We start from the raw sequence: 22,855 nt of genomic DNA on the forward strand, positions 1-22,855 counted from the left end.
CTCAGTCGTCGTTGGCGAAGGTGGTGTTGGTCATCACGTGCTCGGTCACCTGCTCGAGCAGCGGCCACAGGCGCGCCAGCAGGGCGCCGCCGCGCAGCGCCTCGTCGGGGCCGGGCGGCAGCTCCTCCATCGCCTGCAGCAGCTCGGCCATGCCGAGCGCGCCGACGGTGCGCGCCGAGGCCTTGATGCGGTGGCCCAGCGCGCGCATGGCGTCGATGTCGCCGCGCGCCAGCGCCGTGTCCATTTCGGCCAGGCCGTCCTGGGTGGTCTGCAGGAACTTGAAGGCGAACTTGCGCACCTTCTGCGGGTGGTAGCCGAGCAGCTTGGCCAGGATGGTCAGGTCGATCACCGCCGGGTCGCCGCCCAGGGTGGCCTTGAAGGCGGCCGCCGGCCGCGCCGCGCCCGGCGCCGGCGCGGCGGCCGCCTCGGCGCCGGCGGCGCGCTCGGGTAGCCAGTTGGCGATGGTCTGGTACATCAGCGCCGGCTGGATCGGCTTGGAGATGAAGTCGTCCATGCCGGCGGCCAGGCAGCGCACCCGGTCCTCGCTGGTGGCGGTGGCGGTCATGGCCAGCACGCGCAGGCCGCCCAGGCGCGGCTCGGCGCGGATGCGGCGGGTCGCCTCGAGGCCGTCCATCAGCGGCATCTGCACGTCCATCAGCACGCAGTCGAAGGCGGTCTGGCGCAGCAGCTCGAGGGCCTCGACGCCGTTGTTGGCCAGGCACACCGAGGCGCCGACCTCCTCCAGCATCTCCAACGCGATCTGCTGGTTGAAGGTGTTGTCCTCGACCAGCAGGATGCGGGCGTGGCGCAGCGCGTCCATCACGGCGGCGCTGCGCGCGCTGGCCAGCAGGGCGGCGGCGGCGTCGTTGACCTGGTGGATCAGCGCCGGCACGCTGCCGTGCGCCACGCCGAGGCGGGCGGTGAACCAGAAGGTGCTGCCCTCGCCGGGCCGGCTGGCGACGCCGACGTCGCCGCCCATCAGCTGGGCCAGCTGCTTGCAGATGGCCAGGCCCAGGCCGGTGCCGCCGTACTCGCGGGTGGTCGAGGTGTCGGCCTGCTGGAAGGACTGGAACAGCTTGTCCATCTCGGCCTCGGACAGGCCGATGCCGTGGTCGCTCACCTCGAAGCGCAGCAGGCAGCTGGCGGCGTCGCCCACCACCTGGCGCACGCGGATCTCGATGCGGCCCTTCTCGCTGAACTTGATGGCGTTGTTGGTGTAGTTGATCAGCACCTGGCCCAGCCGCAGCGGGTCGCCGCGCAGCATGGCCGGCAGGTCCGGCGCCAGTTCGAACACCAGCTCGAGTTCGCGGCTGGCCGCCTTCGGCGCCACCACCGTGGTCAGGGTCTGCATGACGTGGTCGAGCGAAAAGTCGACCTGCTCGATCTCCAGCTTGCCGGCCTCGATCTTGGAGATGTCGAGGATGTCGTCGATGATGCCCAGCAGGTGCTCGCCGGCGAAGCGGATCTTCTCCAGGTAGTCGCGCTGGCGCGGGTCGAGGTCGGTCTTGAGCGCCAGGTAGGCCATGCCGATCACCCCGTTCATCGGCGTGCGGATCTCGTGGCTCATGTTGGCCAGGAACTGGCCCTTGGCCAGGCTGGCCTCCTCGGCCAGCTGCTTGGCCTGGCCCAGCTGCTCGGTGCGCTGCGCCACGCGCTCCTCCAGATGCTCGTTGAGTTCGCGCAGCGCGCGCTCGGCCTGCTTGCTGTCGGTGATGTCGATCGACATGCCGATCAAATAGGCCGGCGCGCCCTGCTCGTCGTAGACCGGCTTCTTGAACACCCGCAGGTGGCGCTGCTGGTTCAGCTGGCGGTTCCAGATCAGCTCCTCGAAGTCGATCAGCACGCGGCCGGCGAAGGCGTTGCGGTCGGTGGCGCGGTAGCGCGCCAGCGTCTCGGCGCTGTGCATGGCGCTGTCGTCGCCGTCGGCCAGCTCGGCGAAGCCGAAGCCGAACTGCTGCTCGCAGGCGCGGTTCATCAGCAGGTAGCGGCCGGCGGTGTCCTTGATGAACAGGCCGCTGGGCATCATCTGGATGATCTCCTGCAGCCGTTGCTCGCTGCGCCGCAGCGCGTCGGCGCTGCGTTTGCGCTCGCTGATGTCGGTCAGGCTGGCCACCACCAGGGTGACGCTGGCCGTCTCGTCGCAGATCGGCTCGGCGTTGACCGACAGCCAGGTCAGCGCGCCGTCGGCGCGGCGCACGCCCATCACGGCGTCGCGCACCGAGACGCCCGACACCAGCGCCAGCTGCACCGGGTGGCTGGCCGGCTCGACCGCGCTGCCGTCCTCGCGCACGCCGTCCCACAGGCGGGCGCCGGCGGCGCCGGCCAGCATGCGCACGGCCGCCGCGTTGCTCTCGAGGATGGCGCCGTCGGCGTTGAGCACCACCAGGCCGTCGCTGACGGCGTTGAAGATCGAGGCCATGCGCTGGCTCGAGTTGCGCAGCGCCACCTCGGCCAGGCGCCGCGCGGTGATGTCGGTGACCATCGCCAGGGTGCCGGCGTAGGCGCCGTTGTCGGCGTTGACGACGGTGGTCGACAGCAGGCCCCAGACCGAGGCGCCGTCCTGGCGGAAGAAGCGCACGTCGCTCTGCCCGGCCAGGCCGCTGGCGCGCCGCCGCAGGTGCTCCTGCAGCAGGGCGTGGCCCTCCTCGTCCATGAACTCGCGCATGGCGCGGCCGACCATCTGCTCGGGCTGGTAGCCGAGCATGCGCGCCATGGTCGGGTTGACGAAGCTGGTCAGGTCGTCGGCGCCGGTCATCCAGACCCCCTCGGCGGCGGTCTGGACGATCAGCCGGTAGCGCTCCGAGCTGGCGTGCAGGGCCTCCTCGGCGCGCTTGCGCTGGGTCATGTCGCGCAGCGCCATCAGGGCCAGCTCCTCGCCGGCCAGGCTCAGCGGCGACAGGTGCACCATCGCCGGGAAGCGGCTGCCGTCGGCGCGCTGCGCCGTCAGCACGCGGCCGGGCAGCTGCGGCCGGGCGAACAGCTCGCGGCCGCGGCCGTTGCTGCGCATGGCGTCGGGCACCAGCTGGTCGAGCGACAGGCCGGCCAGGGCGCCGCCGGCGTAGCCCAGGCAGCGCAGCGCGGCGGCGTTGGCGTGGCGCACCCGGCCGGCCTTGTCGGCCACCAGCATGGCGCCGGGCGTGGCGTCGACGATGGCGCAGACGCGCGCCGCCTCGGCGGCGCGGCGCTCGCTGATGTCGCTCAGCGTGCCGCTGGCGCGCAGCGGCCGGCCGCCGGCGTCGCGCTCGACCACCATGCCGCGGCCGAGCACCCACTTCCAGCCGCCGTCGCGGCAGCGCATCCGGTACTCGCTGGCGAAGGCGCCGTCCGGCCGCGCCGCCGCGCCCAGGTAGCCGGCGATGTCGCGTTCGACGCGCTCGCGGTCGTCCGGGTGGACGTGCTCGATCCAGTCGTCCGGGCCGGGGGCGAAGGCGCCGGCGGCGTAGCCGAGCAGCTCGCCGTAGCGCGGCGACAGGCTCAGCCGGCGCGGCTGCACCTGCCAGTCCCACACGCCCTCGCCGGCGCCCTGCAGCGCCAGGGCGGCGGCGCGCTCGGCGCCGTCCAGGCGCGAGCGGGCCAGGCGCAGCGCGCCGGCCAGGCGGCGCTGGCGCAGCAGGCCGACGCCGCCGCCCAGCAGCAGCACGGCCAGCGCGGCGCCGCCCCAGCGCGCCAGCGTGGGCGGCTCGGCCGGCGTGTAGAGGAAGCCCTGCAGCGAGAAGCCGGCCGGCAGCATGCCCAGCTCGACGTAGGTGGCGGCGATGGAGCGCCAGCGCTCCGGGTTGCTGTAGCCCAGCTCGATGAGCTCCTGCTCGAGCAGCGGCGCGGTGGCCTGGGCCTCGAACAGCAGGTGCTCGCGGCTGTGCCGGTTGGGGTAGCGGGCGCGGATCAGGTCGGCGATCTCGCCCTGGTGCGCCATGGCGTAGCGCCAGCCGCGCAGGGTCGCCGCGCGCATCGCGGCGGCGCGCGCCGGATGCTCGCGCAGCTCGCTCTCGGTGGTGTACAGGTTGTCGCCGTAGAAGTCGACGCCGGCCGCGCGCGGCGACACCAGCTCGTAGCCGATGTTGGCGTGCTGCAGCAGGAAGGGCTCCTCGGTGCTGTAGGCGGCGTAGGCGTCGACCTTGCCCTCGAGGAAGTCGTCGAGGCGGTAGCTGTGCGGCACCAGGAACAGGCTGTCGAGGCGCACGCCCTGCTTCTTCAGGTAGGCGGTGAGCTCCTCGTTGTTGTTGGCCAGCATGACGCGGCTGCCGGCCCAGGGCCGCCGCTTGCCGTCGGCGTCCAGGCGCAGCAGCAGGGCGGCGCCGGAGTGCTGGAAGATCGAGGCCAGCACCACCACCGGCTGGCCCAGGCTGCGGCTGAGCAGCAGGCTGCTGCTGCCGGTGCCGTACTGGGAATGGCCGTCGACCACCTTCTGCACCGCGTCGACGCCGGGCTGCGCCTCGTGCAGCGAGACGTCGAGGCCGGCCTCGCGGTAGTAGCCCTGGTCCTGCGCCGCGTAGTAGCCGGCGAACTGGAACTGGTGCTGCCACTGCAGCTGCACGCTGACCTTCTCGGCCGCCAGCGCGCCGCCGGGCGCCAGGCAGAACACGGCCCAGGCCACCGCGCAGGCGGCCAGGCCGCGTCCGGACGGCGGCCGGCGCAGCGCGCGAGATGGCAAAATACGGTGCAGCAAGAGCTTCCCTTTCAACGTCGAAGTGGTCGCCGCCGCGCCACGGCGGCGGCCGGCCGATGGCCGATCCGGGCCACTATAGCATTGAAGAATTGCCTATAGTGTTAACTTTTCGCGCGCCGCGACGGGGTCGGTTTCGGCCTGAAAGTTTCCTTGAAAAGGCCGCCTTTGCGGGGCCCGGCGTGACAAACGGAGAGATTCGGCGCGGCCGAAATATGCTAGGCCGGCGGGCGCCGGCCGCGTTGAAAGGATATTTCATCGCAAGCCAGTAAATGAAATATTCTTTCAGGCGCCGACAGCTCCGCCGGCACCGGCCTCAGGCGAAGCTGCCGGCGAACTGGTAGCGGTGGCCGGGGTGCCACATGGTGGCGATCGAGGCCACCTGGCCGGCCGAGCGGGTCTGCCGCTTGAGCACCAGGCAGGCCTGGCGCGTGTCGATGGCCAGCATCTCGGCGATGTCGCGCGGCGCGGCCAGCGCCTCGATGCTGTAGGTGGCGCCCTGCAGCGGCGCGGCCGCCATCAGGTACTCGTTGGGGGTGATGCTGGCGAAGTCCTGCTGCATGTAGTCGGGCGCGCACAGCGGGTTGACCCAGCGGTCCTCGACCTGGATCGGCACGCCGTTTTCGTAGTGTACGATGATCGAATGGAACAGCGGCAGCGCCGGCGCCAGGTCGAACTGCTTGGCCAGCAGCTCGCCGGCGCGGCCGCGTTCGAGCAGTTGCAGGCTGGAGCGGTGGGCGTGGCCGCGGGCGCGGATCTCGTCGGCGATGCTCTTGATCTCGAGCAGCGTGGCCTGGTATTTTTGCTGCGCCACGTAGGTGCCGGCGCCCTGGCGGCGCGTCAGCACCTGCTCGGTGGTGAGCTCGCGCACGGCGCGGTTGACGGTCATGCGCGAGACGCCGAACTGCTTGACCAGTGCCTGTTCGGACGGGATCACGTCGCCCTCCTTCCAGGTGCCGGCGGCGATTTGCGCCAGCAGGTAGTCCTTGATGCGTTGGAAGATCGGGGTGTGCTCTTGCGTTGTATGGTCGTCCAAACGGCTTCTCCGAAGGCGCGCCCGAGCTGGGCGGCTGCGGCCATTTTAGCATCGCCGGCGCGGCCGTCCTAGTGGCGGGGCGGCCCGGGGCCGGGCCGGGCGGGGCGAATTCGAAAGCAAGCAACGGGGTGGCGGGCGCCGCGCCGCTGGCTAAGATGGCAGCATTGAACATCATCCAAGGGAGCAGCAGCATGAAGCACAGCCTGATGAAAAGCGCGACGCCGGCCGCCGACACGGCCGCCTACCGCAGCGAGGAGCAGCGCTGGGCCGCCGTGCAGGCGCGCGACGCCGCCGCCGACGGCCTGTTCTACTATTCCGTGCGCAGCACCGGCGTCTACTGCCGGCCGTCCTGCGCGGCGCGGCCGGCGCTGCGTCGCAACGTCGCCTTCCACGACAGCGGCGCCGCCGCCGAGCTGGCCGGCTTCCGCCCCTGCCTGCGCTGCAAGCCGGACCTGCCGCCGCTGGCCGAGCGGCAGGCCGCGCTGGTGGCGCGGGCCTGCCGCCTGATCGACCAGGCCGAGCAGGCGCCCGACCTGGACAGCCTGGCCGCCGCCGTCGGCCTGAGCCGCTTCCACTTCCACCGCGTCTTCAAGCAGCACACCGGCATGACGCCGAAGGCCTGGACGGTGGCGCAGCGCGCCCGCCGTATGCAGCACGGCTTGAACCAGGAGGCCTCTGTCACCGAGGCGATCTACGCCAGCGGCTTCAACTCCAGCGGCCGCTTCTACGCCGCCTCGCCGGCCGCGCTGGGTATGACGCCGACGGCCTTCCGCGCCGGCGGCAGCGGCGCGGCGATCCGCTTCGCCATCGCCGCCTGCTCGCTCGGCGCGATCCTGGTGGCCAGCACCGACAAGGGTATCTGCGCCATCCTGTTGGGCGACGACCCGGACGCGCTGGCGCGCGACCTGCAGGACCGCTTCCCGCGCGCCGAGTTGCTCGGCGCCGAGGCCGACTACGAGCAGGTGGTGGCGCGCGTGGTCGGCCTGGTCGAGGCGCCCGGCATCGGCCTCGACCTGCCGCTCGACGTGCGCGGCACCGCCTTCCAGCAGCGCGTGTGGCAGGCGCTGCGCGAGATTCCGCCCGGACGCACCGTCAGCTACACCGAGCTGGCCGCCCTGGTCGGCCTGCCCAAGGGCGCGCGCGCCGTGGCCGGCGCCTGCGCCGCCAACGCGCTGGCGGTGGCGATTCCCTGCCACCGCGTGGTGCGCAACGACGGCGCCCTGTCCGGCTACCGCTGGGGCGTCGAACGCAAGGCCGCGCTGCTCGAACGCGAGGCCGGCAAGTGAGGCGGGTGGCGGAGCTGGATTGGCCGGCGATCGAGGCGGGGTTGAATGAATACGGTTGCGCGCTGCTGCCCGGCCTGTTGTCGCCAGCCGAGTGTGCCCGGCTGGCGGCCAGCTACGTCGAGCCGGCGCTGTTCCGCAGCCGGGTGGTGATGGAGCGGCACGGCTTCGGCAAGGGCGAGTACCAGTACTTCGCCTATCCGCTGCCGGCGCAGGTGGCGGCGCTGCGCCGCGCCTTCTACCGGCCGCTGGCCGCCATCGCCAATCGCTGGCAGGCGGCGCTGGGGTTGTCGCAGCGCTACCCGGTCGGGCACGAGGCCTATCTGGCGCGGTGCCACGTCGCCGGCCAGCCGCGCCCCACGCCGTTGTTGTTGCAGTACCGTGCCGGCGACTACAACTGCCTGCATCAGGCCTGTATGGCGACGAGGTGTTCCCCTTGCAGGTCGCCGTGCTATTGTCGCAGCCGGGCGAGGACTTCGACGGCGGCCAGTTCGTGCTGACCGAGCAGCGCCCACGCATGCAGTCGCGCGCCGAGGTGGTGCCGCTGACGCGCGGCGACGCCGTCGTCTTCCCTGTGGCGCAGCGGCCGGTGTCGGGCGGGCGCGGCGTGTACCGCGTCAACATGCGGCACGGCGTCAGCCGGCTGCTTTCCGGCCGGCGCCACACGCTGGGCCTGATCTTCCACGACGCCAGCTGAGCGTCCCACAATCACCTATTCGTTCGGGATTATGATCACTAGAGAATCGTTGCTGTGTATTCGAACTATCAGGGAAGACGACGGCTCCGGAATGCGGTTTCTGGGTCAGGAGGAAGGCGATGGGCTGAGATTTTTCGGCCATTGGAAGACTCACTTCCCCCATTCCTTGCATGGTTTGAGCGCCGTGTTGCAGGCATGGCCAGAGCAAGGCATCGAGGCTAGCCTTGTCCGGTGGGATGGTGAAAATTATCCGGTATTCAGATTGGACGTGGCGATATTGCGCTGGCCCTCGGCCGACGAGTGGCCCGTCCTCCTCGAAAAAACCTTGAAATGGTTTACCGATCAAGGTGCCATTGTGGCCTGGTGCGGTGACGAATACTCCACCGCATCCATTGATAATTTTGATCCCATCCTTGCAAGGGGAAATGTCTACGCCTGTTATTTCGATGGAAGATTCATACTCAATTCAAACTTGGATGAGGAGTATCGGATTTTGACCGATGAGCAGCTATTGGCGGTGCAGGCCCACCTCGGCTAAGCCACCCCCGGATGACAAAAACGCCGTTCAGTGCTGCCACTGAACGGCGTTTTTTTTCGTGCCCCCGCGTGCGCGGGTTCAGACCGGCTGCGCCTCGCCCTGCACACTCTTCTGCGTCTGGTACAGCCGCGCGTACAGGCCGCCCTTGGCCAGCAGCGCGGCGTGGCTGCCCATCTCGGCGATGCGGCCGCCGTCGAGCACGACGATGCGGTCGGCGTTCTCGATGGTCGACAGGCGGTGCGCGATGACCACCGTGGTGCGGCCTTGCATCAGCACCTCCAGCGCCGCCTGCACCAGCCGTTCCGACTCGGTGTCGAGCGCGCTGGTGGCCTCGTCGAGGATCAGGATGGGCGCGTCCTTGTACAGCGCGCGGGCGATGGCCAGGCGCTGGCGCTGGCCGCCGGACAGGCGCAGGCCGTTCTCGCCGACGGCCGTCTGGTAGCCCTGCGGCTGGCGTTCGATGAACTCGTGGGCGTGGGCGGCGCGCGCGGCCGCCTCGACCCGCGCCAGCGACGGCTCCGGGTCGCCGTAGGCGATGTTGGCCGCCAGCGTGTCGTTGAACAGCACCACGTCTTGGCTGACCAGGGCGATCTGCCGGCGCAGCGCGGCCAGCTGGTAGTCGCGCAGGTCGACGCCGTCGAGCAGGATGGCGCCGCTGCTGACGTCGTAGAAGCGCGGCAGCAGGCTGGCCAGCGTGGTCTTGCCGCTGCCCGAGCTGCCCACCAGCGCCACCGTCTCGCCGGCGGCGATGTCGAGCGACACTTGGTGCAGGGCGGGGCGGCTGTCGGCGTCGCCGGCCTGGTAGTGGAAGCCGACCGATTGCAGCGACAAACGGCCCTCGGTGCGCGCCGGCGCCAGCGTGCCGGTGTCGGTCTCGGTGGCGATGTCGATCAGGCCGAACACCGACTCGGCGGCGGCCAGGCCGCGCTGCAGCGGCTCGTTGACCTTGGTCAGGTTCTTGATCGGCGTCTGCATCGCCATCAGCGAGCCCATGAAGGCGACGAAGGCGCCCGGCGACAACGCGCCGGCCTGGGCGCGCAGCAGCGCGAAGTAGATCACCGACGACAGCGTGATGCCGACCAGCAGCATGATGACGCCGGAGTTGAGCGCGGCGGTGGCGGCGTGCTTGACGGCCAGCTGGCGGTTCAGCTTGACCACGCGGTCGAAGCGGCGCTGCTCGTAGGGCTGGCCGCCGAAGATCTTCACCACGCGCTGGCCGCTGATGCTCTCGTCGAGCACGTTGGTCAGCTCGCCCATGGCCTGCTGCGCGCTCTGGCTCAGGTGGCGCATGCGGCGTCCGGCGAAGGTGACGATGATGGCCACCAGCGGCAGCAGGCCGAGGCAGAACAGCGCCAGCTGCCAGTCGATGGCGAACAGCGACAGCAGGTAGCCGGCCGTGGCCACCGAGTCGCGCACCAGCACGTTGAGCACGTTCAGGCCGGCCTGCGACACCTGGCTGGCGTCGTAGGCGATCTGCGACAGCGTGGTGCCGGTCGAGGAGTTGTCGTAGAACTTGTTGGGCAGGCGCAGCACACGGGAGAACATCGACTCGCGCAGGTTGGCCTGCACCCGGCTGCTCAGCCAGGCCGCGCCGTAGTCGCCGGAGAAGGTCGACAGCATGCGCACCAGCGCCAGGGCGCAGATGATGGCGGGGATGGCCCACAGCGCCGCCTTCGACGGCTCGTTCGGCAGCAGCGCGTGCAGCCAGCCCTGCACCATGCCGAGCAGGCCGCCGGCGGCGCCGCCACGGGCGCCGGCCATGCCGCCCATGGCGCTGCCGGGCGCCAGCGCGTCGACCACGTTTTGTAGTTGGCGGATCAGCAGCACGTCGGTGGCCGAGGCGATGCCCACGGCCAGCAGCGTGGCGCCGACGATCGGGCCGTAGGGGCGGAATTGCCGCAGCAGGCGGAAATAGAGTTGACGACTTTGCACGGGGGATGGGGAGTGGGCAAGGAAGGCTGCATTGTACCCGCCTTGCCCGGGGCGCAGGCGCGGCGGCTGTGTTGCGAATCTGAAACATCCGGCGGAAAATTCCGCTAAAAGTTTCCATTGTGAAATCATTGCGCCGCCCGGCGGGCATACACTGGCCCCGTGATGCATCGTTCCCGTTCCCCACAGGAGTCCAGATGAAACGTCTTCTTCCACGCGCCGTGCCGCTGCTGGTGTTGGCCGCCTTGGCCGCGCCGGCCGCGCCGGCCTCGGCCGAGCTGGTCATCATCGTCAACCCGCAGAACCCGGCCACCCGCATGTTCCCCTCGCAGGCGGCGCAGTTCTTCCTCGGCGGCTCGGTGCTGTTCACGCCGGTCGAACAGGCCGAGGGCTCGGCCATCCGCGCCGAGTTCTGCCAGAAGGTGCTGGAGAAGTCGCCGGCCCAGGTCGAGGCGATCTGGTCGAAGATCGTCTTCACCGCCAAGGGCAAGGCGCCCAAGGAGTACAAGACCAGCGCCGAGGTGAAGAAGGCCGTCAGCGCCAATGTCAACGCCATCGGCTACATCGAAAAGGCGGCGCTCGACGACAGCGTCAAGGCGGTCTCGACCGTCCCCTGACCTGGCCCGGCCCCATTCTTCCCCCATTTGGAGACAGCTCGATGAAAAAGACAATCATGGCCTGGGCGATCGCCTCGCTGGCCGCCGGCAGCGCCGCCGCGATCGACCTGACCGAGGACGGCTCGCTCAAGCTGACCGGCTTCTACAACCTCACCGCCGGCAAGGTGCTGAGCGGCTCGGCGCAGGGCGGCGGCGCGCCGTGGAGCTACCAGCAGTGGCAGTGCCCGTGCACCATGCAGGGCTGGGAATACACCTCGGTCTACCAGAAGAGCGAGGGCTGGCAGGTCGACCAGGAGTCGCTGGTCGGCGTGCAGATCAAGAAGGAGTTCTCGCCGACGCTGTCGGCCACGGCGCAGCTGGTGGCGCGCGCGCGCAACCCGAACCACGGCTCGCGGCCGACGCTGGACTGGGCCTACCTGACCTGGCAGCCCTCGGCCGACTCGGCCTGGACCTTCCAGGCCGGCCAGTTCCGCATTCCGCTGTACTACTACAGCGACTACCTGTACATCGGCTACGCCTACCCGTGGGTGCGGCCGGCGCCGGACGTCTACGGCTGGCCGATCTACGCCTACCAGGGCGCCAACGCCAGCTACCGCACCCAGCTCGGCGCCTCCGACTGGGCCGCCACCTTCCACGTCTGGGGCGGCGAGTACACGCAGAAGAACGACGCCTACGACACGCTGATCTACTACACCACGCCGACCCACGAGTCGTGGAAGAACATCGTCGGCGGCTCGGTCACGGCCAACAACGGCGTGATCGACGTGCGCGCCATGACCATGTGGTACAAGGCCAGCACCTGGCAGGACGCGCCCGGCGGCGGCCGCACCATGCTGGTGGACGGCCAGGGCACGCGCATCATGGGCCTGTCGGCCAATATGGACTACAAAAACTGGCTGATCAAGTCGGAGGTGGACCGCTACGAGCAGGTCGACGCCGCCAAGGGCATCAACAACATCTACAAGTACGCGCTGGTCGGCGTCGGCTACCAGTACGGCGCCTGGACGCCGATGTATACCTTCTCGCGCTACCGCACGGTGACCGAGCCGATCGAGGGGCGCAACACGCAGTACCTGTCGCTGCGCTGGGACTTCCGCAAGAACACCGCGCTCAAGGTGCAGTACGACGTCAGCAAGGACAAGTCGCACTACAGCTATCCCTTCTTCGGCGACTCCAAGCTGCTGTCCGTGTCGCTGCAGGGGATCTTCTAACCACTCAAGACGCCAGCGGCCGCAAGACCGGCCGACGGCGGCGAGCCAGGGTCAGACCCTAGGGTCTGACCCTCGATGTGCGCCGTTGGGTTCTCTTAGCATAGCTGCAGGCGGACCGCACCCTCGCTGCCTAGCGGCCCAAGCACGCCGCAGTTGGAACGGCACGCAAAACTCGCTACACTCTGCTCCGTGTGAAGCGCCGCGCCGGCCGGCGCGGCTTCCCAGCGGAGAGAGCCGATGCGCCTGAAAAAACTGCAGTGTTCCATGTCCGTCCTGGCCGCGTTGGCCACCATTGCCGCCGCCGCCGCCGGCGCGCCGGCGCGCGCCGCCACCGTGATCGACAACGCCAGGGGCCACACCCTGAACGCCGCCGGCAAGCTGGTCGGCTTCTCCTCGCTGGCCTTCGACGACGCCGGCAAGATCATCGCCGTCGGCGACGCCAAGCGGGTCGCCGCCAAGGCGCCCGGCGCGCGCCACATCGACCTGCAGGGCAAGAGCGTGCTGCCCGGCCTGATCGACGCCCACGGCCACGTCTTCGGCCTGGGCCAGATCGCCGCCGGCATCGAGTTGTACAGCTCCACCTCGCTGGCCGGCGCCTTGAAAACCGTGGCCGAGTTCGGCCGCGCCCAGCCGCAACGCAGCTGGTTGGTCGGCAACGGCTGGAACCAGGAGATCTGGCGGCTGGGCCGCTTCCCCACCGCCGCCGAGTTGGACGGCGCCGAGGCGGCGCGGCCGGTCTGGCTGCGCCGCGTCGACGGCCACGCCGGCTGGGCCAACAGCCGCGCCCTGCAACTGGCCGGCATCACGCGCGACACGCCCGACCCGGCCGGCGGCAAGATCGAGCGCGACGCCGCCGGCGAGGCCACCGGCGTGCTGGTCGACGGCGCCATGGAGCTGGTCGACCGCGTGCTGCCGGCGCCCACCGTGGCCGAGCAGCGCGCCGCCCTCGACGGCGCCCTGGCCAGCCTGGCGCGGGTCGGCCTGACCAGCGTGCACGACGCCGGCATCGGCGCCGGCGAGGACGCGCTGTTGCGCAGCTATGCCGACCAGGGCAAGCTGAGCGCCCGCGTCTACGCCATGATCTCCGACACCGGCGCCGACTTCGACGCCCTGTCGGCCAAGGGGCCGCTCAACTCCTACGCCGGCGACATGTACGCGCTGCGCGCCGTCAAGCTGGTCTCCGACGGCGCGCTGGGCAGCCGTGGCGCCGCGCTGCTGGCGCCGTACAGCGACATGCCGTCGACCAGCGGCCTGCTGTTCCACAAGGACGCCGAGATGCGGGCGCGCATGGAGAAGGCGATGCGGGCCGGCTACCAGGTCAACGTGCACGCCATCGGCGACGCCGGCAACCGCCAGATCCTCGACGGCTACCAGGCGCTGATCGCCAAGTACCACAACGGCGCGCTGCGCCACCGCGTCGAGCACGCGCAAGTGGTGGCGCTGGGCGACATCCCCCGCTTCAAAGCGCTGGGCGTGATCCCGTCGATGCAGCCGACCCACGCCACCTCGGACCAGAACATGGCCGAGCAGCGCGTCGGCCCGCAGCGCATCCAGGGCGCCTACGCCTGGCGCACTTTCCTGGCGCAGGGCTCGCGCATCGCCTGCGGCTCGGACTTCCCGATCGAGTCGCCCAATCCCTTCGAGGGCATGCACGCCGCCGTCACGCGGCAGAACAACGCCGGCGTGCCGGCCGGCGGTTGGTACAAGCGGCAGGCCATGACGCTGACCGAGGCGCTGCGCTGCTTCACGCTGGACGCGGCCTACGCGGCGCACCAGGAGAAGGTGATCGGATCGCTGGAGCCGGGCAAGTGGGCCGACTTCATCGTCACCGAGCAGGACTTGTTCACTGTGCCGGCCGAGCGGATCGGCAAGATCGAGGTGCTGCAGACCTGGGTGGCGGGCAAGCGGGTGTTCCAGAAGTAGGGCGGGGAGGGGGCAATCGTCCGGCGACAGGTCGCGGTCAAGGTTGCGCCAGTGTCGTGTAAGGCGCATCAGTGTTGGCGGCCCCAACTCGATCCGCCAGATCTCGTACTGCCCCTGTCATACGGGTTAGAAACTCCAGATCGACGCTTGATCCACTATGCACCAAAGTGTTCCTAAATCGAAGCGCTTCTTCCACCAGTGCTAAATCAGGTTCCTTGAGGATTCCCGCGTCGAGCAAACCGGCAACAATATCCCGAATCGATGTTCTATTGAACACTGTTCCCGCCGCCTCAAGTTTCCTTCTTCCAAGCTCTTCGAAGCGTAGCCATTGGGTGAGGAAATCTGACGCTGAATTGACATGGCGAGCACGAGTTAACCTCGAATGAGTGGTTTGCCTTCTTAAAAATAGATAGGAAAAGGAGACTATGGAAATCGCAAATCCGCTTCCTGCAACGAGCAGTATTAGCCTATCCTCAGAACTCAGGTCAATTTGAAGCTTTCGGACAAAATAATAGGCCGAAGAAAGGACACCGACAAGTGCACCAATGACTGCGTAAATTTGAAATACTTGTTGGAATAAGTGTGATGACCTTTGGCGATCCTCAAATTCCCACAGATCCTGCTCGTGCTGGCTAGAGCTCAATTGTTCTAAATTGCTCATGGTTACTCCAAAATTATCGAAACAGTCACCGCAAGTATCGCCAACGCGACTGTCACTACGAAGATAAGCATGTACGTCTTGTATTGAAGCTTCGTTGCGTCATAAGTGAAACCAACCACCAGTGCCAACACTGCGGCGGCAATGCGGAACAATTTGATCCCGAGTTTTTTCTTTGGCTGAGCCAAACCCATAGGTTTATACACATCTCCAGTCCGCCAAGAATGTCCGACGAACAACACCGCCGCCGGGAAAAACCGTTAACATTCAAGCACTTGCGAATTGGCTTGTAAACCCTTGAAATTTCAGGTTTACTCTTGTCTTTTGCCTCAAGCAATTATGACTGAATCGACGCACTGGACGGACGTGGAATTTGCTGAACTTTACCTTGGGGATGCCCGCCTCGACAGGCGCGCAAGGAAGATCATGGAGCGCTTTTCGGACAGGCCGGCGGCCAGCATCCCCAAGTCGTGCAACGGCTGGGGCGAAACCATCGCCACGTACCGGTTTCTCGAAAACGAGGCCGTCGAGTGGCGTGACATCATGGCGCCGCACTGGGCCCAGACGCAGCAGCGCATGGGCGAACACCCCGTCATCTTGTGCTTGCAGGACACGACCGAACTCAATTTTAATGGACAGCAGATCGAAGGCCTCGGGCCACTCAGCTATGAAGCCCAGCGCGGCATGTACGTGCATCCGACCTATGCCGTCACGCCGGAGCGCTTGCCGCTGGGCGTCATCGACGCCTGGATGTGGGCACGCGAGAAGATCGACGCCGACGGCGTGCGGCCGGGGATCAAGGAGAGCGGTCGCTGGATCGAGGGGTACGCACGGGTAGCCGAGATGGCGGCCGATATGCCGGCGACGCGCCTGGTGTACGTGGCCGACCGCGAGGCCGACATGATCGAGTTGATGAAGTACGCCCAGGACTGCGGCACGCCGGCTGATTGGCTGGTCCGCGCCAAGACCGACAGGGCTTTGCCGGACGGCGAGAAACTGTGGGCGCACACGCTCGACGGCGCGCCGGTGGGGGAAATCAGCTTCACCATCGGCGCGCGCGACAAACAGAAGGGGCGCAAGGTGCGCCAGCAACTGTGGGCCAAACGGGTGGAGCTGCCGGCGCGGCGCGGCGCCAAGATCGCGGCGACCTGCGTGATCGCGCGCGAAATCGATGCGCCTGCCGGCGTCGAGCCGATCGAATGGCGTTTGCTCACCAACCGCTCGGCCACCACCAGCGAGGAGGTGATCGAGTTGATCGACTGGTACCGCGCGCGCTGGGAAATCGAGATCTTCTTCCATGTGTTGAAAAATGCGTGCAAGGTCGAGGCGATGCAGCTGTCCCACATCGACAATATCGAGCGCGCGTTGGCGCTGTTCATGGTCGTGGCGTGGCGCATCGCCCACTTGATGCGCCTGGGCCGCATCTGTCCGGACCTGGACGCGAGCCTGTTCTTTGATCCTGACGAAATCCGCGGCGCCTACCTGCTCACGAAGGAGCGACGGCCGAATCGACCTCCGACCCTGAACGAAGTCTTGCGACTGATCGCCCGCGTCGGCGGATTCTTGGGGCGAAAAGGCGACGGCGATCCAGGAGTGAAAACGATCTGGCAGGGGATTCAGGAAGTACGGGTGGCCGCGCTAACGATAAAGGCGCTACGCGAGGAAGCCGAGTGACTTGTGTATAAACCTATGAGCCAAACCGCGGCGCATCAAAATTGCGGCATCAATTACCATACTGCTGGTGACTTGCGGATTCCCTGCCGCAGGATTGTGGGACGCCTCTATCCGGTACGCCTCTTTCAATAGGTCGTCCGCGAACTTCAGTGTCGCCTTCTTCAGTTCGTCTTTGGCGGGGACGTTGAACCCGGACAAGCTTGTTTCATCGATATCAATCTGCATTGGGCTACTCACTTTCCTTGTGAATTTATCCAGTGCCGCGCTTATCGTTGCATGTTCCAGAGACCGTCGCCGCGAAGCATGTGACTCAGAGTGATTTTACGCTTCAACGTGCCATCCCTGTCTTGTGCTGGTCCAACCCGGAGCCCCGTCGCCAACTGTCGTGCAGCCGTCTTGACGTACCTTAGAAAAAACCGGTTGACTTGGTTGTATAGACAACCTATCCTTCAAGGATGCGCGGAGCGGCGCGTGGATCTTCGCGTCCATGCCGCGGCCCGCCCCACCAACCTGAGGAGCCACCATGACCACCCCTTCGAGCAGCCTGGACAACGATCCGCGTTTTGACGCCAGCCGCGACATCCGCGCCCCGCGCGGCCCCGAACTGAGCTGCAAGAACTGGGGCGCCGAGGCGGCCTACCGCATGATCCAGAACAACCTGGACAAGGAGGTGGCGGAGAATCCCAAGCACCTGGTGGTGTACGGCGGCATCGGCCGCGCCGCCCGCAACTGGGCCTGCTACGACCAGATCCTCGCCTCGCTGCGCGAGCTCGAGGACGACCAGACCCTGCTGATCCAGTCGGGCAAGCCGGTCGGCGTGTTCCAGACCCACGCCGACGCGCCGCGCGTGCTGATCGCCAACTCCAACCTGGTGCCGAAGTGGGCCAACTGGGAGCACTTCAACGAACTCGACCGCAAGGGCCTGTTCATGTACGGCCAGATGACGGCCGGCAGCTGGATCTACATCGGCACCCAGGGCATCGTCCAGGGCACCTACGAGACCTTCGCCGAGGCCGGCCGCCAGCACTTCGGCGGCGACCTCAAGGGCCGCTGGGTGCTCACCGCCGGCCTGGGCGGCATGGGCGGCGCGCAGCCGCTGGCCGCCACCATGGCCGGCGCCGTGTCGCTGACCATCGAGTGCCAGCAGAGCAGCATCGACTTCCGCCTGCGCACCCGCTACCTCGACAAGCAGGCCGCCAGCATCGACGAGGCCATCGAACTGATCAAGCAGCACAAGGCGGCCGGCGACGCCATCTCCATCGGCCTGCTGGGCAACGCCGCCGAGGTGCTGCCGGAGCTGGTCAAGCGCGCCAAGGCCGGCGGCGTGGTGCCCGACATGGTCACCGACCAGACCTCGGCGCACGACCTGATCAACGGCTACCTGCCGCTCGGCTGGAGCGTGGCCGAGTGGAAGGCGGCGCAGCAGGACAGCACGCGCCACGCCGCCCTGACCGCCGCCGCCACCGCGTCCTGCGCCGTGCACGTGCAGGCCATGCTGGAGTTCCAGACGCTGGGCGCCAAGGTGGTCGACTACGGCAACAACATCCGCCAGGTCGCCTTCGACCACGGCGTCGCCAAGGCCTTCGACTTCCCCGGCTTCGTGCCGGCCTACATCCGGCCCCAGTTCTGCGAGGGCCGCGGCCCGTTCCGCTGGGTGGCGCTGTCGGGCGATCCGGAGGACATCTACAAGACCGACGCCAAGATCAAGGAGCTGTTCCCGCACCACAAGCAGGTGCACCATTGGCTCGACATGGCGCGCGAGCGCATCGCCTTCCAGGGCCTGCCGGCGCGCATCTGCTGGCTGGGACTGGGCGAGCGCCACATCGCCGGCCTGGCCTTCAACGAGATGGTGCGCAGCGGCGAGCTGAAGGCGCCCATCGTCATCGGCCGCGACCACCTGGACACCGGCTCGGTGGCCAGCCCTAACCGCGAAACCGAGAGCATGAAGGACGGCACCGACGCCGTCTCCGACTGGCCGCTGCTGAACGCGCTGCTCAACACCGCCGGCGGCGCCACCTGGGTCTCGCTGCACCACGGCGGCGGCGTCGGCATGGGATACTCGCAGCACTCCGGCGTGGTGATCGTCGCCGACGGCACCGACGCGGCGGCCAAGCGGCTGGCCCGCGTGCTGGTCAACGACAGCGGCTCGGGCGTGATGCGCCACGCCGACGCGGGCTACGAGACGGCGGTGGCGTGCGCCAAGCGCAACCACCTGAACCTCCCCATGATCAAGTAAATCCACACGAAAGCGAATTCAATGACACAAGCCACCAACACCCTGACCCTCCTGCCGGGCAAGATGACCCTGTCCGACCTGCGCGCCGTGTGGACCAGCGCCGGCAAGCTGAGCCTGGCCGCCGAGGCCTATCCGGTGATCGCCGCCTCGGCCGCCGCCGTGCAGGCCATCGTCGCCAAGGGCGACGCCGCCTACGGCATCAACACCGGCTTCGGCCTGCTGGCCAAGACCCGCATCCCGGACGAGAAGCTGGAACAACTGCAGCGCAACCTGATCCTGTCGCACTCGGTGGGCACCGGCGCGCTGGTGTCGGACGCCGTGGTGCGCCTGATCCTGCTGATGAAGATCGGCTCGCTGGCGCGCGGCTTCTCCGGCGTGCGTCCGCTGATCGTCGACACCCTGATCGCGCTGTACAACGCCGGCATCATGCCGGCCATCCCGGCCAAGGGCTCGGTGGGCGCCTCGGGCGACCTGGCGCCGCTGTCGCACATGACGCTGGCCATGCTGGGCGTGGGCGAGGTGCGCGTCAACGGCGAGCTGCTGCAGGCGGCCGACGCGCTCAAGGCCGCCGGCATCGCGCCGGTGGTGCTGGCCGCCAAGGATGGGCCTGGCGCTGATCAACGGCACCCAGGTGTCGACCGCGCTGGCGCTGCACGGCCTGTTCATGGCCGAGCGCCTGCTGGAGGCCGGCATGGTCACCGGCGCGCTGTCGATCGATGCCGCCAAGGGCAGCGACTCGCCGTTCGACGCCCGCGTCCACGAGGTGCGCGGCCAGCCCGGCCAGATCGCCGCCGCGTCCATCTACCGCCAGCTGGTCAGCGGCAGCGCCATCCGCGCCTCGCACCTGGTCGGCGACGAGCGCGTGCAGGACCCGTACTGCCTGCGCTGCCAGCCGCAGGTGATGGGGCCTGCATGGACCTGATCGCCAACGCCGCGCGCACCCTGCTGATCGAGGCCAACGCCGTCACCGACAATCCTTTGATCTTCCCGGACGCCGCCGGCGGCCTGGCGCAGATCGTCTCGGGCGGCAACTTCCACGCCGAGCCGGTGGCCTTCGCCGCCGACACGCTGGCGCTGGCCATCGCCGAAATCGGCAGCATCTCCGAGCGCCGCATCGCCCTGCTGATCGACGCCACCCTGTCGGGCCTGCCGCCCTTCCTGGTGCGCGACCCCGGCGTCAACTCCGGCTTCATGATCGCCCACGTCACCGCCGCCGCGCTGGCCTCGGAGAACAAGTCGCTGGCCCACCCGGCCAGCGTCGACTCGATCCCCACCTCGGCCAACCAGGAGGACCATGTCAGCATGGCCACCTTCGCGGCGCGCCGCCTCGACGATATGGCGCACAATACGGCTGTCATCGTCGGCATCGAGTTGCTGGCCGCCGCCCAGGGCATCGACTTCCACCGTCCGCTGAAGACCTCGCCGCAACTGGAGTATGTGCACGCCCAGCTGCGCAAGGACGTGCCCTTCTTCGACGCCGACCGCTTCTTCGCGCCGGACATCGAGGCGGCCAAGCAGATGGTGTTGAAGGGCGAGTTGAGCGCCTCGTGCAAGAGTTTGTTCACGCCGCTGCACCCGTAAGCAGCGGCCCGGATTCAGGGAACGATCAGATGGACTTCCATTTCAAAGCAGGCAGTATTCCCTTGTTGGTGTCGATGCCCCACGTCGGCACCGACATCCCCGACGAGCTCGCCGCGCGCATGACGCCGGCCGCCGCCGACAAGGCCGACACCGACTGGCACCTGGCGCAGTTGTACGGCTTCCTCGGGCAGATGGGCGCGTCGACCCTGGCGGCGCGCTGGTCGCGCTATGTGATCGACCTGAACCGGCCGCCGGAGAACACCAACCTCTACCCGGGCCAGGACACCACCGGCCTGTGCCCGGTCGACACCTTCCACCGCCAGCCGCTGTACGCCGGCGGCTACCAGCCCGATGAGCAGGAGGCCCTGCGCCGCCTGCCGCTGTACTGGGAGCCCTACCACCGCCAGTTGCGCGCCGAGCTGGAGCGCCTGCTGGCGCTGCACGGCACGGTGGTGCTGTGGGACGCCCATTCGATCGCCTCGCGGGTGCCGCGCTTCTTCGAGGGCAAGCTGCCCGACCTGAACTTCGGCACCGCCGACGGCAGCAGCTGCGACGACGGCTTGCGCGCCGCCGTCGTCGAGTCGGCGCTGGCGCAGCAGCGCTACACGGTGGCCGTCAACGGCCGCTTCAAGGGCGGCCACATCACCCGCCACTACGGCCGGCCCAAGTCGGGCGTGCACGCCATCCAGCTGGAGATGTGCCAGTCCACCTACATGGACGAGAGCGCGCCGTTCGGCTACCGCGCCGACCTGGCGCAGCAGGTCCAGCCGCTGCTGGCGACCATGACGCGCGCCGCCGCCGATTGGGCGCGCCGATGAGCCGCCTGTTCGCCCGCCACGCCTTGCTGCCCGAGGGCTGGCGCCACGACGTGCTGCTCGAATGGGACGCCGGCGGCGACCTGGCCGGCGTGACCGCCGGCGTGGCCCAGCCGGCCGGCGTGGAGACGGCGCAGTACGCGCTGCCCGGCATGGTCAACCTGCATTCGCACAGCTTCCAGCGGGCGCTGGGCGGGCGCACCGAAAAGGCCGGCGACGGCCCGGACAGCTTCTGGACCTGGCGCGAGCTGATGTACCGTTTCGCCCGCAACATCACGCCGGAGCACATCGAGGCGATCGCCGCCCAGCTGTTCACCGAGTGCCTGCGCCACGGCTACACGGCGGTCTGCGAGTTCCACTACGTCCAGCGCGCGCCGGACGGCGCCATGTATCCGCGTCCGGCCGAGACGGCCGAGCGGGTCGTGGCGGCGGCGCGCCTGGCCGGCATCGGCCTCACCATGCTGCCGGTCTTGTACAGCTATTCGGGCTTCGGCGAGAGCGCGCTCAAGCCGGAGCAGCAGCGCTTCCGCACCAGCCCGGACGACGTGCTGCGCATCGTCGAGGCGCTCGAGCCGCTGCGCGACAAGCAGACCGAGGTCGGCGTGGCGCCGCACTCGCTGCGCGCCGCCTCGGTGGCGCAGATCAACGAGGTGCTGCTGGCGCTGCCGGACGAGCGTCCGGTGCACATCCACATCGCCGAGCAGAAGCAGGAGGTGGCGCAATCGGTCGACTGGAGCGGGCGCCGGCCGGTGCAGTGGCTGCTCGACCAGGTCGACGTCGATGAGCGCTGGTGCCTGATCCACGCCACCCACCTGATGCGCGACGAGGTCGACAACATCGCCGCCAGCGGCGCCGTGGCCGGGCTGTGCCCGACCACCGAGGCCAACCTGGGCGACGGCCTGTTCCCGCTGGAGGACTTCCTCGCCGCCGGCGGCCGCTTCGGCATCGGCAGCGACAGCCACATCTCGCAGAGCGCCGTCGAGGAACTGCGCTGGTTGGAGTACGGCCAGCGCCTGCAGCACCTGCGCCGCAACATCGCCGTCTCGGCCGAGCAGCGCAACGTCGGCGACTTCCTCTGGCAGGGCGCCCTGCAGGGCGGCGCGCAGGCCTCCGGCCGGCCGCTGGGCGCGCTGGCGGTGGGCAAGCGGGCCGACCTGATCGTGCTCGACGAGGCCCATCCGAATTTGTTCGGGCTGGCGCTCGACGAGGTGCTCGGCAGCTTCATCTTCAGCGGCAACGACAACCTGGTCAAGGACGTCATGGTCGGCGGCCGGTGGGCGGTGCGCGACGGCCGCCACGTGGCGCAGCAGGCCATCGCCGCGCGCTTCAAGCAAACCCTGGCCGAACTGAGGGAGTTCCGATGACCCAATTGATCCAATACGCCAGCCTGCGTCCGGCGCCGTGGAAGAACGGCGGCGGCAGCACCACCGAGATCATGGTCTTCCCGCCCGGCGCCGGCTTCGACGGCTTCGACTGGCGCGTCAGCCTGGCGACCATCGCGCAGAGCGGACCGTTCTCGCTCTTCCCCGGCATCGACCGCACGCTGGCGCTGGTCGACGGCGACGGCGTGCTGCTCGACTTCGGCGGCGAGCGCGTCGTGCTCGGCGCCGACGAGCCGGTGGTCTGCTTCGCCGGCGAGGACGCGGTGCACGCCACCGTGGCCGGCGGCCCGACCACCGACTTCAACGTGATGACGCGGCGCGGCCGCTGCCGCCACAAGCTGGAGCGGCAGGAGGTGCGCGGCCAGCAGGCGCTGGCGCGGCGCAGCGGCACCACGCTGCTGTTCCTGGCCGACGGCGAGAGCCTGACCCTGCGTAGCGAGCAGGAGTGCATCGCCCTGGTGCGCTTCGACGCCGTGCTGCTCAGCGGCGAGCGGGAGTGGCGCATGGAGGCGGCGCAGGCCAGCGTGTTCGTCGTCGACATCGTCGCCGCCTGAGGTGATGCCGGCGAACCCGAGGGTCAGACCCTGAGGGTCTGACCCTGGCTCCGGCGGC

Annotated in this window: 16 protein-coding genes and 2 pseudogenes; 12 read left to right on the forward strand and 6 right to left on the reverse strand. The window is 68.7% G+C overall.

Annotated features, from left to right (window positions below; translation table 11 throughout):
* Window position 1: 1 nt before the first annotated feature.
* Both QC826_RS01865 and hutC read right to left on the reverse strand, forming a co-directional pair.
* Window positions 2–4,666: a PAS domain S-box protein gene (locus tag QC826_RS01865; protein WP_279764159.1), complete on the reverse strand. Its 4,665-nt coding sequence runs from the start codon at window positions 4,664–4,666 to the stop codon at window positions 2–4.
* A gap of 313 nt (window positions 4,667–4,979) precedes the next feature.
* Window positions 4,980–5,699: a histidine utilization repressor gene (gene hutC, locus QC826_RS01870; RefSeq protein ID WP_093382161.1), complete on the reverse strand. Its 720-nt coding sequence runs from the start codon at window positions 5,697–5,699 to the stop codon at window positions 4,980–4,982.
* 206 nt (window positions 5,700–5,905) lie between these two features.
* Between hutC and ada the strand changes: the two genes are divergently transcribed.
* From ada to QC826_RS01885, 3 genes and pseudogenes are all read left to right on the forward strand, one after another.
* Window positions 5,906–6,985: a bifunctional DNA-binding transcriptional regulator/O6-methylguanine-DNA methyltransferase Ada gene (ada, locus tag QC826_RS01875; protein WP_409567850.1), complete on the forward strand. Its 1,080-nt coding sequence runs from the start codon at window positions 5,906–5,908 to the stop codon at window positions 6,983–6,985.
* A pseudogene (locus QC826_RS01880) lies at window positions 6,934–7,679 on the forward strand (2OG-Fe(II) oxygenase). The gene ada and the pseudogene QC826_RS01880 overlap by 52 nt, the downstream one beginning before the upstream one ends.
* Before the next feature lie 31 nt (window positions 7,680–7,710).
* Window positions 7,711–8,217, forward strand: coding sequence for a hypothetical protein (locus tag QC826_RS01885; protein WP_279764161.1), 507 nt, complete (start codon window positions 7,711–7,713; stop codon window positions 8,215–8,217).
* A 78-nt stretch (window positions 8,218–8,295) separates the two neighbouring features.
* Here QC826_RS01885 and msbA read toward each other — a convergent pair whose 3' ends face one another.
* Window positions 8,296–10,149, reverse strand: coding sequence for a lipid A export permease/ATP-binding protein MsbA (gene msbA / locus QC826_RS01890; protein WP_279764162.1), 1,854 nt, complete (start codon window positions 10,147–10,149; stop codon window positions 8,296–8,298).
* 194 nt (window positions 10,150–10,343) lie between these two features.
* On the opposite strand from msbA, the gene QC826_RS01895 reads away from it, so the two are divergent.
* From QC826_RS01895 to QC826_RS01905, 3 genes are all read left to right on the forward strand, one after another.
* A complete protein-coding gene (locus tag QC826_RS01895; protein ID WP_279764163.1) occupies window positions 10,344–10,763 on the forward strand; it encodes a hypothetical protein in 420 nt (139 codons plus the stop codon).
* Between the two features lie 41 nt (window positions 10,764–10,804).
* The gene (locus tag QC826_RS01900) at window positions 10,805–11,974 is read left to right on the forward strand and encodes a hypothetical protein (protein ID WP_279764164.1); all 1,170 of its coding nucleotides are present in this window, start codon (window positions 10,805–10,807) and stop codon (window positions 11,972–11,974) included.
* 264 nt (window positions 11,975–12,238) lie between these two features.
* The gene (locus QC826_RS01905) at window positions 12,239–13,897 is read left to right on the forward strand and encodes an amidohydrolase (RefSeq protein WP_279764166.1); all 1,659 of its coding nucleotides are present in this window, start codon (window positions 12,239–12,241) and stop codon (window positions 13,895–13,897) included.
* Window positions 13,898–13,934: 37 nt separating this feature from the next.
* Here the strand turns inward: QC826_RS01905 and QC826_RS01910 are convergent, their stop codons facing one another.
* Together QC826_RS01910 and QC826_RS01915 are read right to left on the reverse strand one after the other, a co-directional pair.
* A complete protein-coding gene (locus tag QC826_RS01910; protein ID WP_279764167.1) occupies window positions 13,935–14,558 on the reverse strand; it encodes a hypothetical protein in 624 nt (207 codons plus the stop codon).
* Between the two features lie 2 nt (window positions 14,559–14,560).
* A complete protein-coding gene (locus QC826_RS01915; protein WP_279764168.1) occupies window positions 14,561–14,761 on the reverse strand; it encodes a hypothetical protein in 201 nt (66 codons plus the stop codon).
* Between the two features lie 133 nt (window positions 14,762–14,894).
* On the opposite strand from QC826_RS01915, the gene QC826_RS01920 reads away from it, so the two are divergent.
* A complete protein-coding gene (locus QC826_RS01920; RefSeq protein ID WP_279762596.1) occupies window positions 14,895–16,229 on the forward strand; it encodes an IS4 family transposase in 1,335 nt (444 codons plus the stop codon).
* Here QC826_RS01920 and QC826_RS01925 read toward each other — a convergent pair.
* Window positions 16,209–16,454, reverse strand: a complete 246-nt coding sequence (locus tag QC826_RS01925) for a hypothetical protein (protein WP_279764169.1) — start codon at window positions 16,452–16,454, stop codon at window positions 16,209–16,211. The genes QC826_RS01920 and QC826_RS01925 overlap by 21 nt on opposite strands.
* A 298-nt stretch (window positions 16,455–16,752) precedes the next feature.
* Between QC826_RS01925 and hutU the strand changes: the two genes are divergently transcribed.
* From hutU to QC826_RS01950, 5 genes and pseudogenes are all read left to right on the forward strand, one after another.
* On the forward strand, window positions 16,753–18,465 hold the full coding sequence (gene hutU, locus QC826_RS01930) for a urocanate hydratase (RefSeq protein WP_279764170.1): 1,713 nt from the start codon (window positions 16,753–16,755) through the stop codon (window positions 18,463–18,465).
* 21 nt (window positions 18,466–18,486) lie between these two features.
* Window positions 18,487–20,046 (forward strand): annotated as a pseudogene (gene hutH / locus QC826_RS01935) (histidine ammonia-lyase).
* A 29-nt stretch (window positions 20,047–20,075) separates the two neighbouring features.
* A complete protein-coding gene (hutG, locus tag QC826_RS01940) occupies window positions 20,076–20,864 on the forward strand; it encodes an N-formylglutamate deformylase (RefSeq protein WP_279764171.1) in 789 nt (262 codons plus the stop codon).
* Window positions 20,861–22,225, forward strand: a complete 1,365-nt coding sequence (locus QC826_RS01945; protein ID WP_279764172.1) for a formimidoylglutamate deiminase — start codon at window positions 20,861–20,863, stop codon at window positions 22,223–22,225. The genes hutG and QC826_RS01945 overlap by 4 nt, the downstream gene beginning before the upstream one ends.
* Complete coding sequence (locus QC826_RS01950) at window positions 22,222–22,797, forward strand: HutD family protein (RefSeq protein WP_279764173.1); 576 nt, start codon at window positions 22,222–22,224, stop codon at window positions 22,795–22,797. The genes QC826_RS01945 and QC826_RS01950 overlap by 4 nt, the downstream gene beginning before the upstream one ends.
* Window positions 22,798–22,855: the final 58 nt, after the last annotated feature.

This window comes from Rugamonas sp. DEMB1 (assembly GCF_029834475.1).
Taxonomy (GTDB): Bacteria; Pseudomonadota; Gammaproteobacteria; order Burkholderiales; family Burkholderiaceae_D; genus Rugamonas; species Rugamonas rubra.

Bases quoted from the DNA above. Each gene is read 5' to 3' on its own strand.
- QC826_RS01910 (WP_279764167.1), bottom strand. From the start codon at position 14,558: ATGAGCAATTTAGAACAATTGAGCTCTAGCCAGCACGAGCAGGATCTG.
- QC826_RS01905 (WP_279764166.1), top strand. From the start codon at position 12,239: ATGTCCGTCCTGGCCGCGTTGGCCACCATTGCCGCCGCCGCCGCCGGC.
- QC826_RS01950 (WP_279764173.1), top strand. From the start codon at position 22,222: ATGACCCAATTGATCCAATACGCCAGCCTGCGTCCGGCGCCGTGGAAG.
- QC826_RS01945 (WP_279764172.1), top strand. From the start codon at position 20,861: ATGAGCCGCCTGTTCGCCCGCCACGCCTTGCTGCCCGAGGGCTGGCGC.
- QC826_RS01925 (WP_279764169.1), bottom strand. From the start codon at position 16,454: ATGCAGATTGATATCGATGAAACAAGCTTGTCCGGGTTCAACGTCCCC.
- hutU (WP_279764170.1), top strand. From the start codon at position 16,753: ATGACCACCCCTTCGAGCAGCCTGGACAACGATCCGCGTTTTGACGCC.
- ada (WP_409567850.1), top strand. From the start codon at position 5,906: ATGAAAAGCGCGACGCCGGCCGCCGACACGGCCGCCTACCGCAGCGAG.
- hutG (WP_279764171.1), top strand. From the start codon at position 20,076: ATGGACTTCCATTTCAAAGCAGGCAGTATTCCCTTGTTGGTGTCGATG.
- QC826_RS01900 (WP_279764164.1), top strand. From the start codon at position 10,805: ATGAAAAAGACAATCATGGCCTGGGCGATCGCCTCGCTGGCCGCCGGC.
- QC826_RS01895 (WP_279764163.1), top strand. From the start codon at position 10,344: ATGAAACGTCTTCTTCCACGCGCCGTGCCGCTGCTGGTGTTGGCCGCC.
- QC826_RS01920 (WP_279762596.1), top strand. From the start codon at position 14,895: ATGACTGAATCGACGCACTGGACGGACGTGGAATTTGCTGAACTTTAC.
- QC826_RS01885 (WP_279764161.1), top strand. From the start codon at position 7,711: ATGATCACTAGAGAATCGTTGCTGTGTATTCGAACTATCAGGGAAGAC.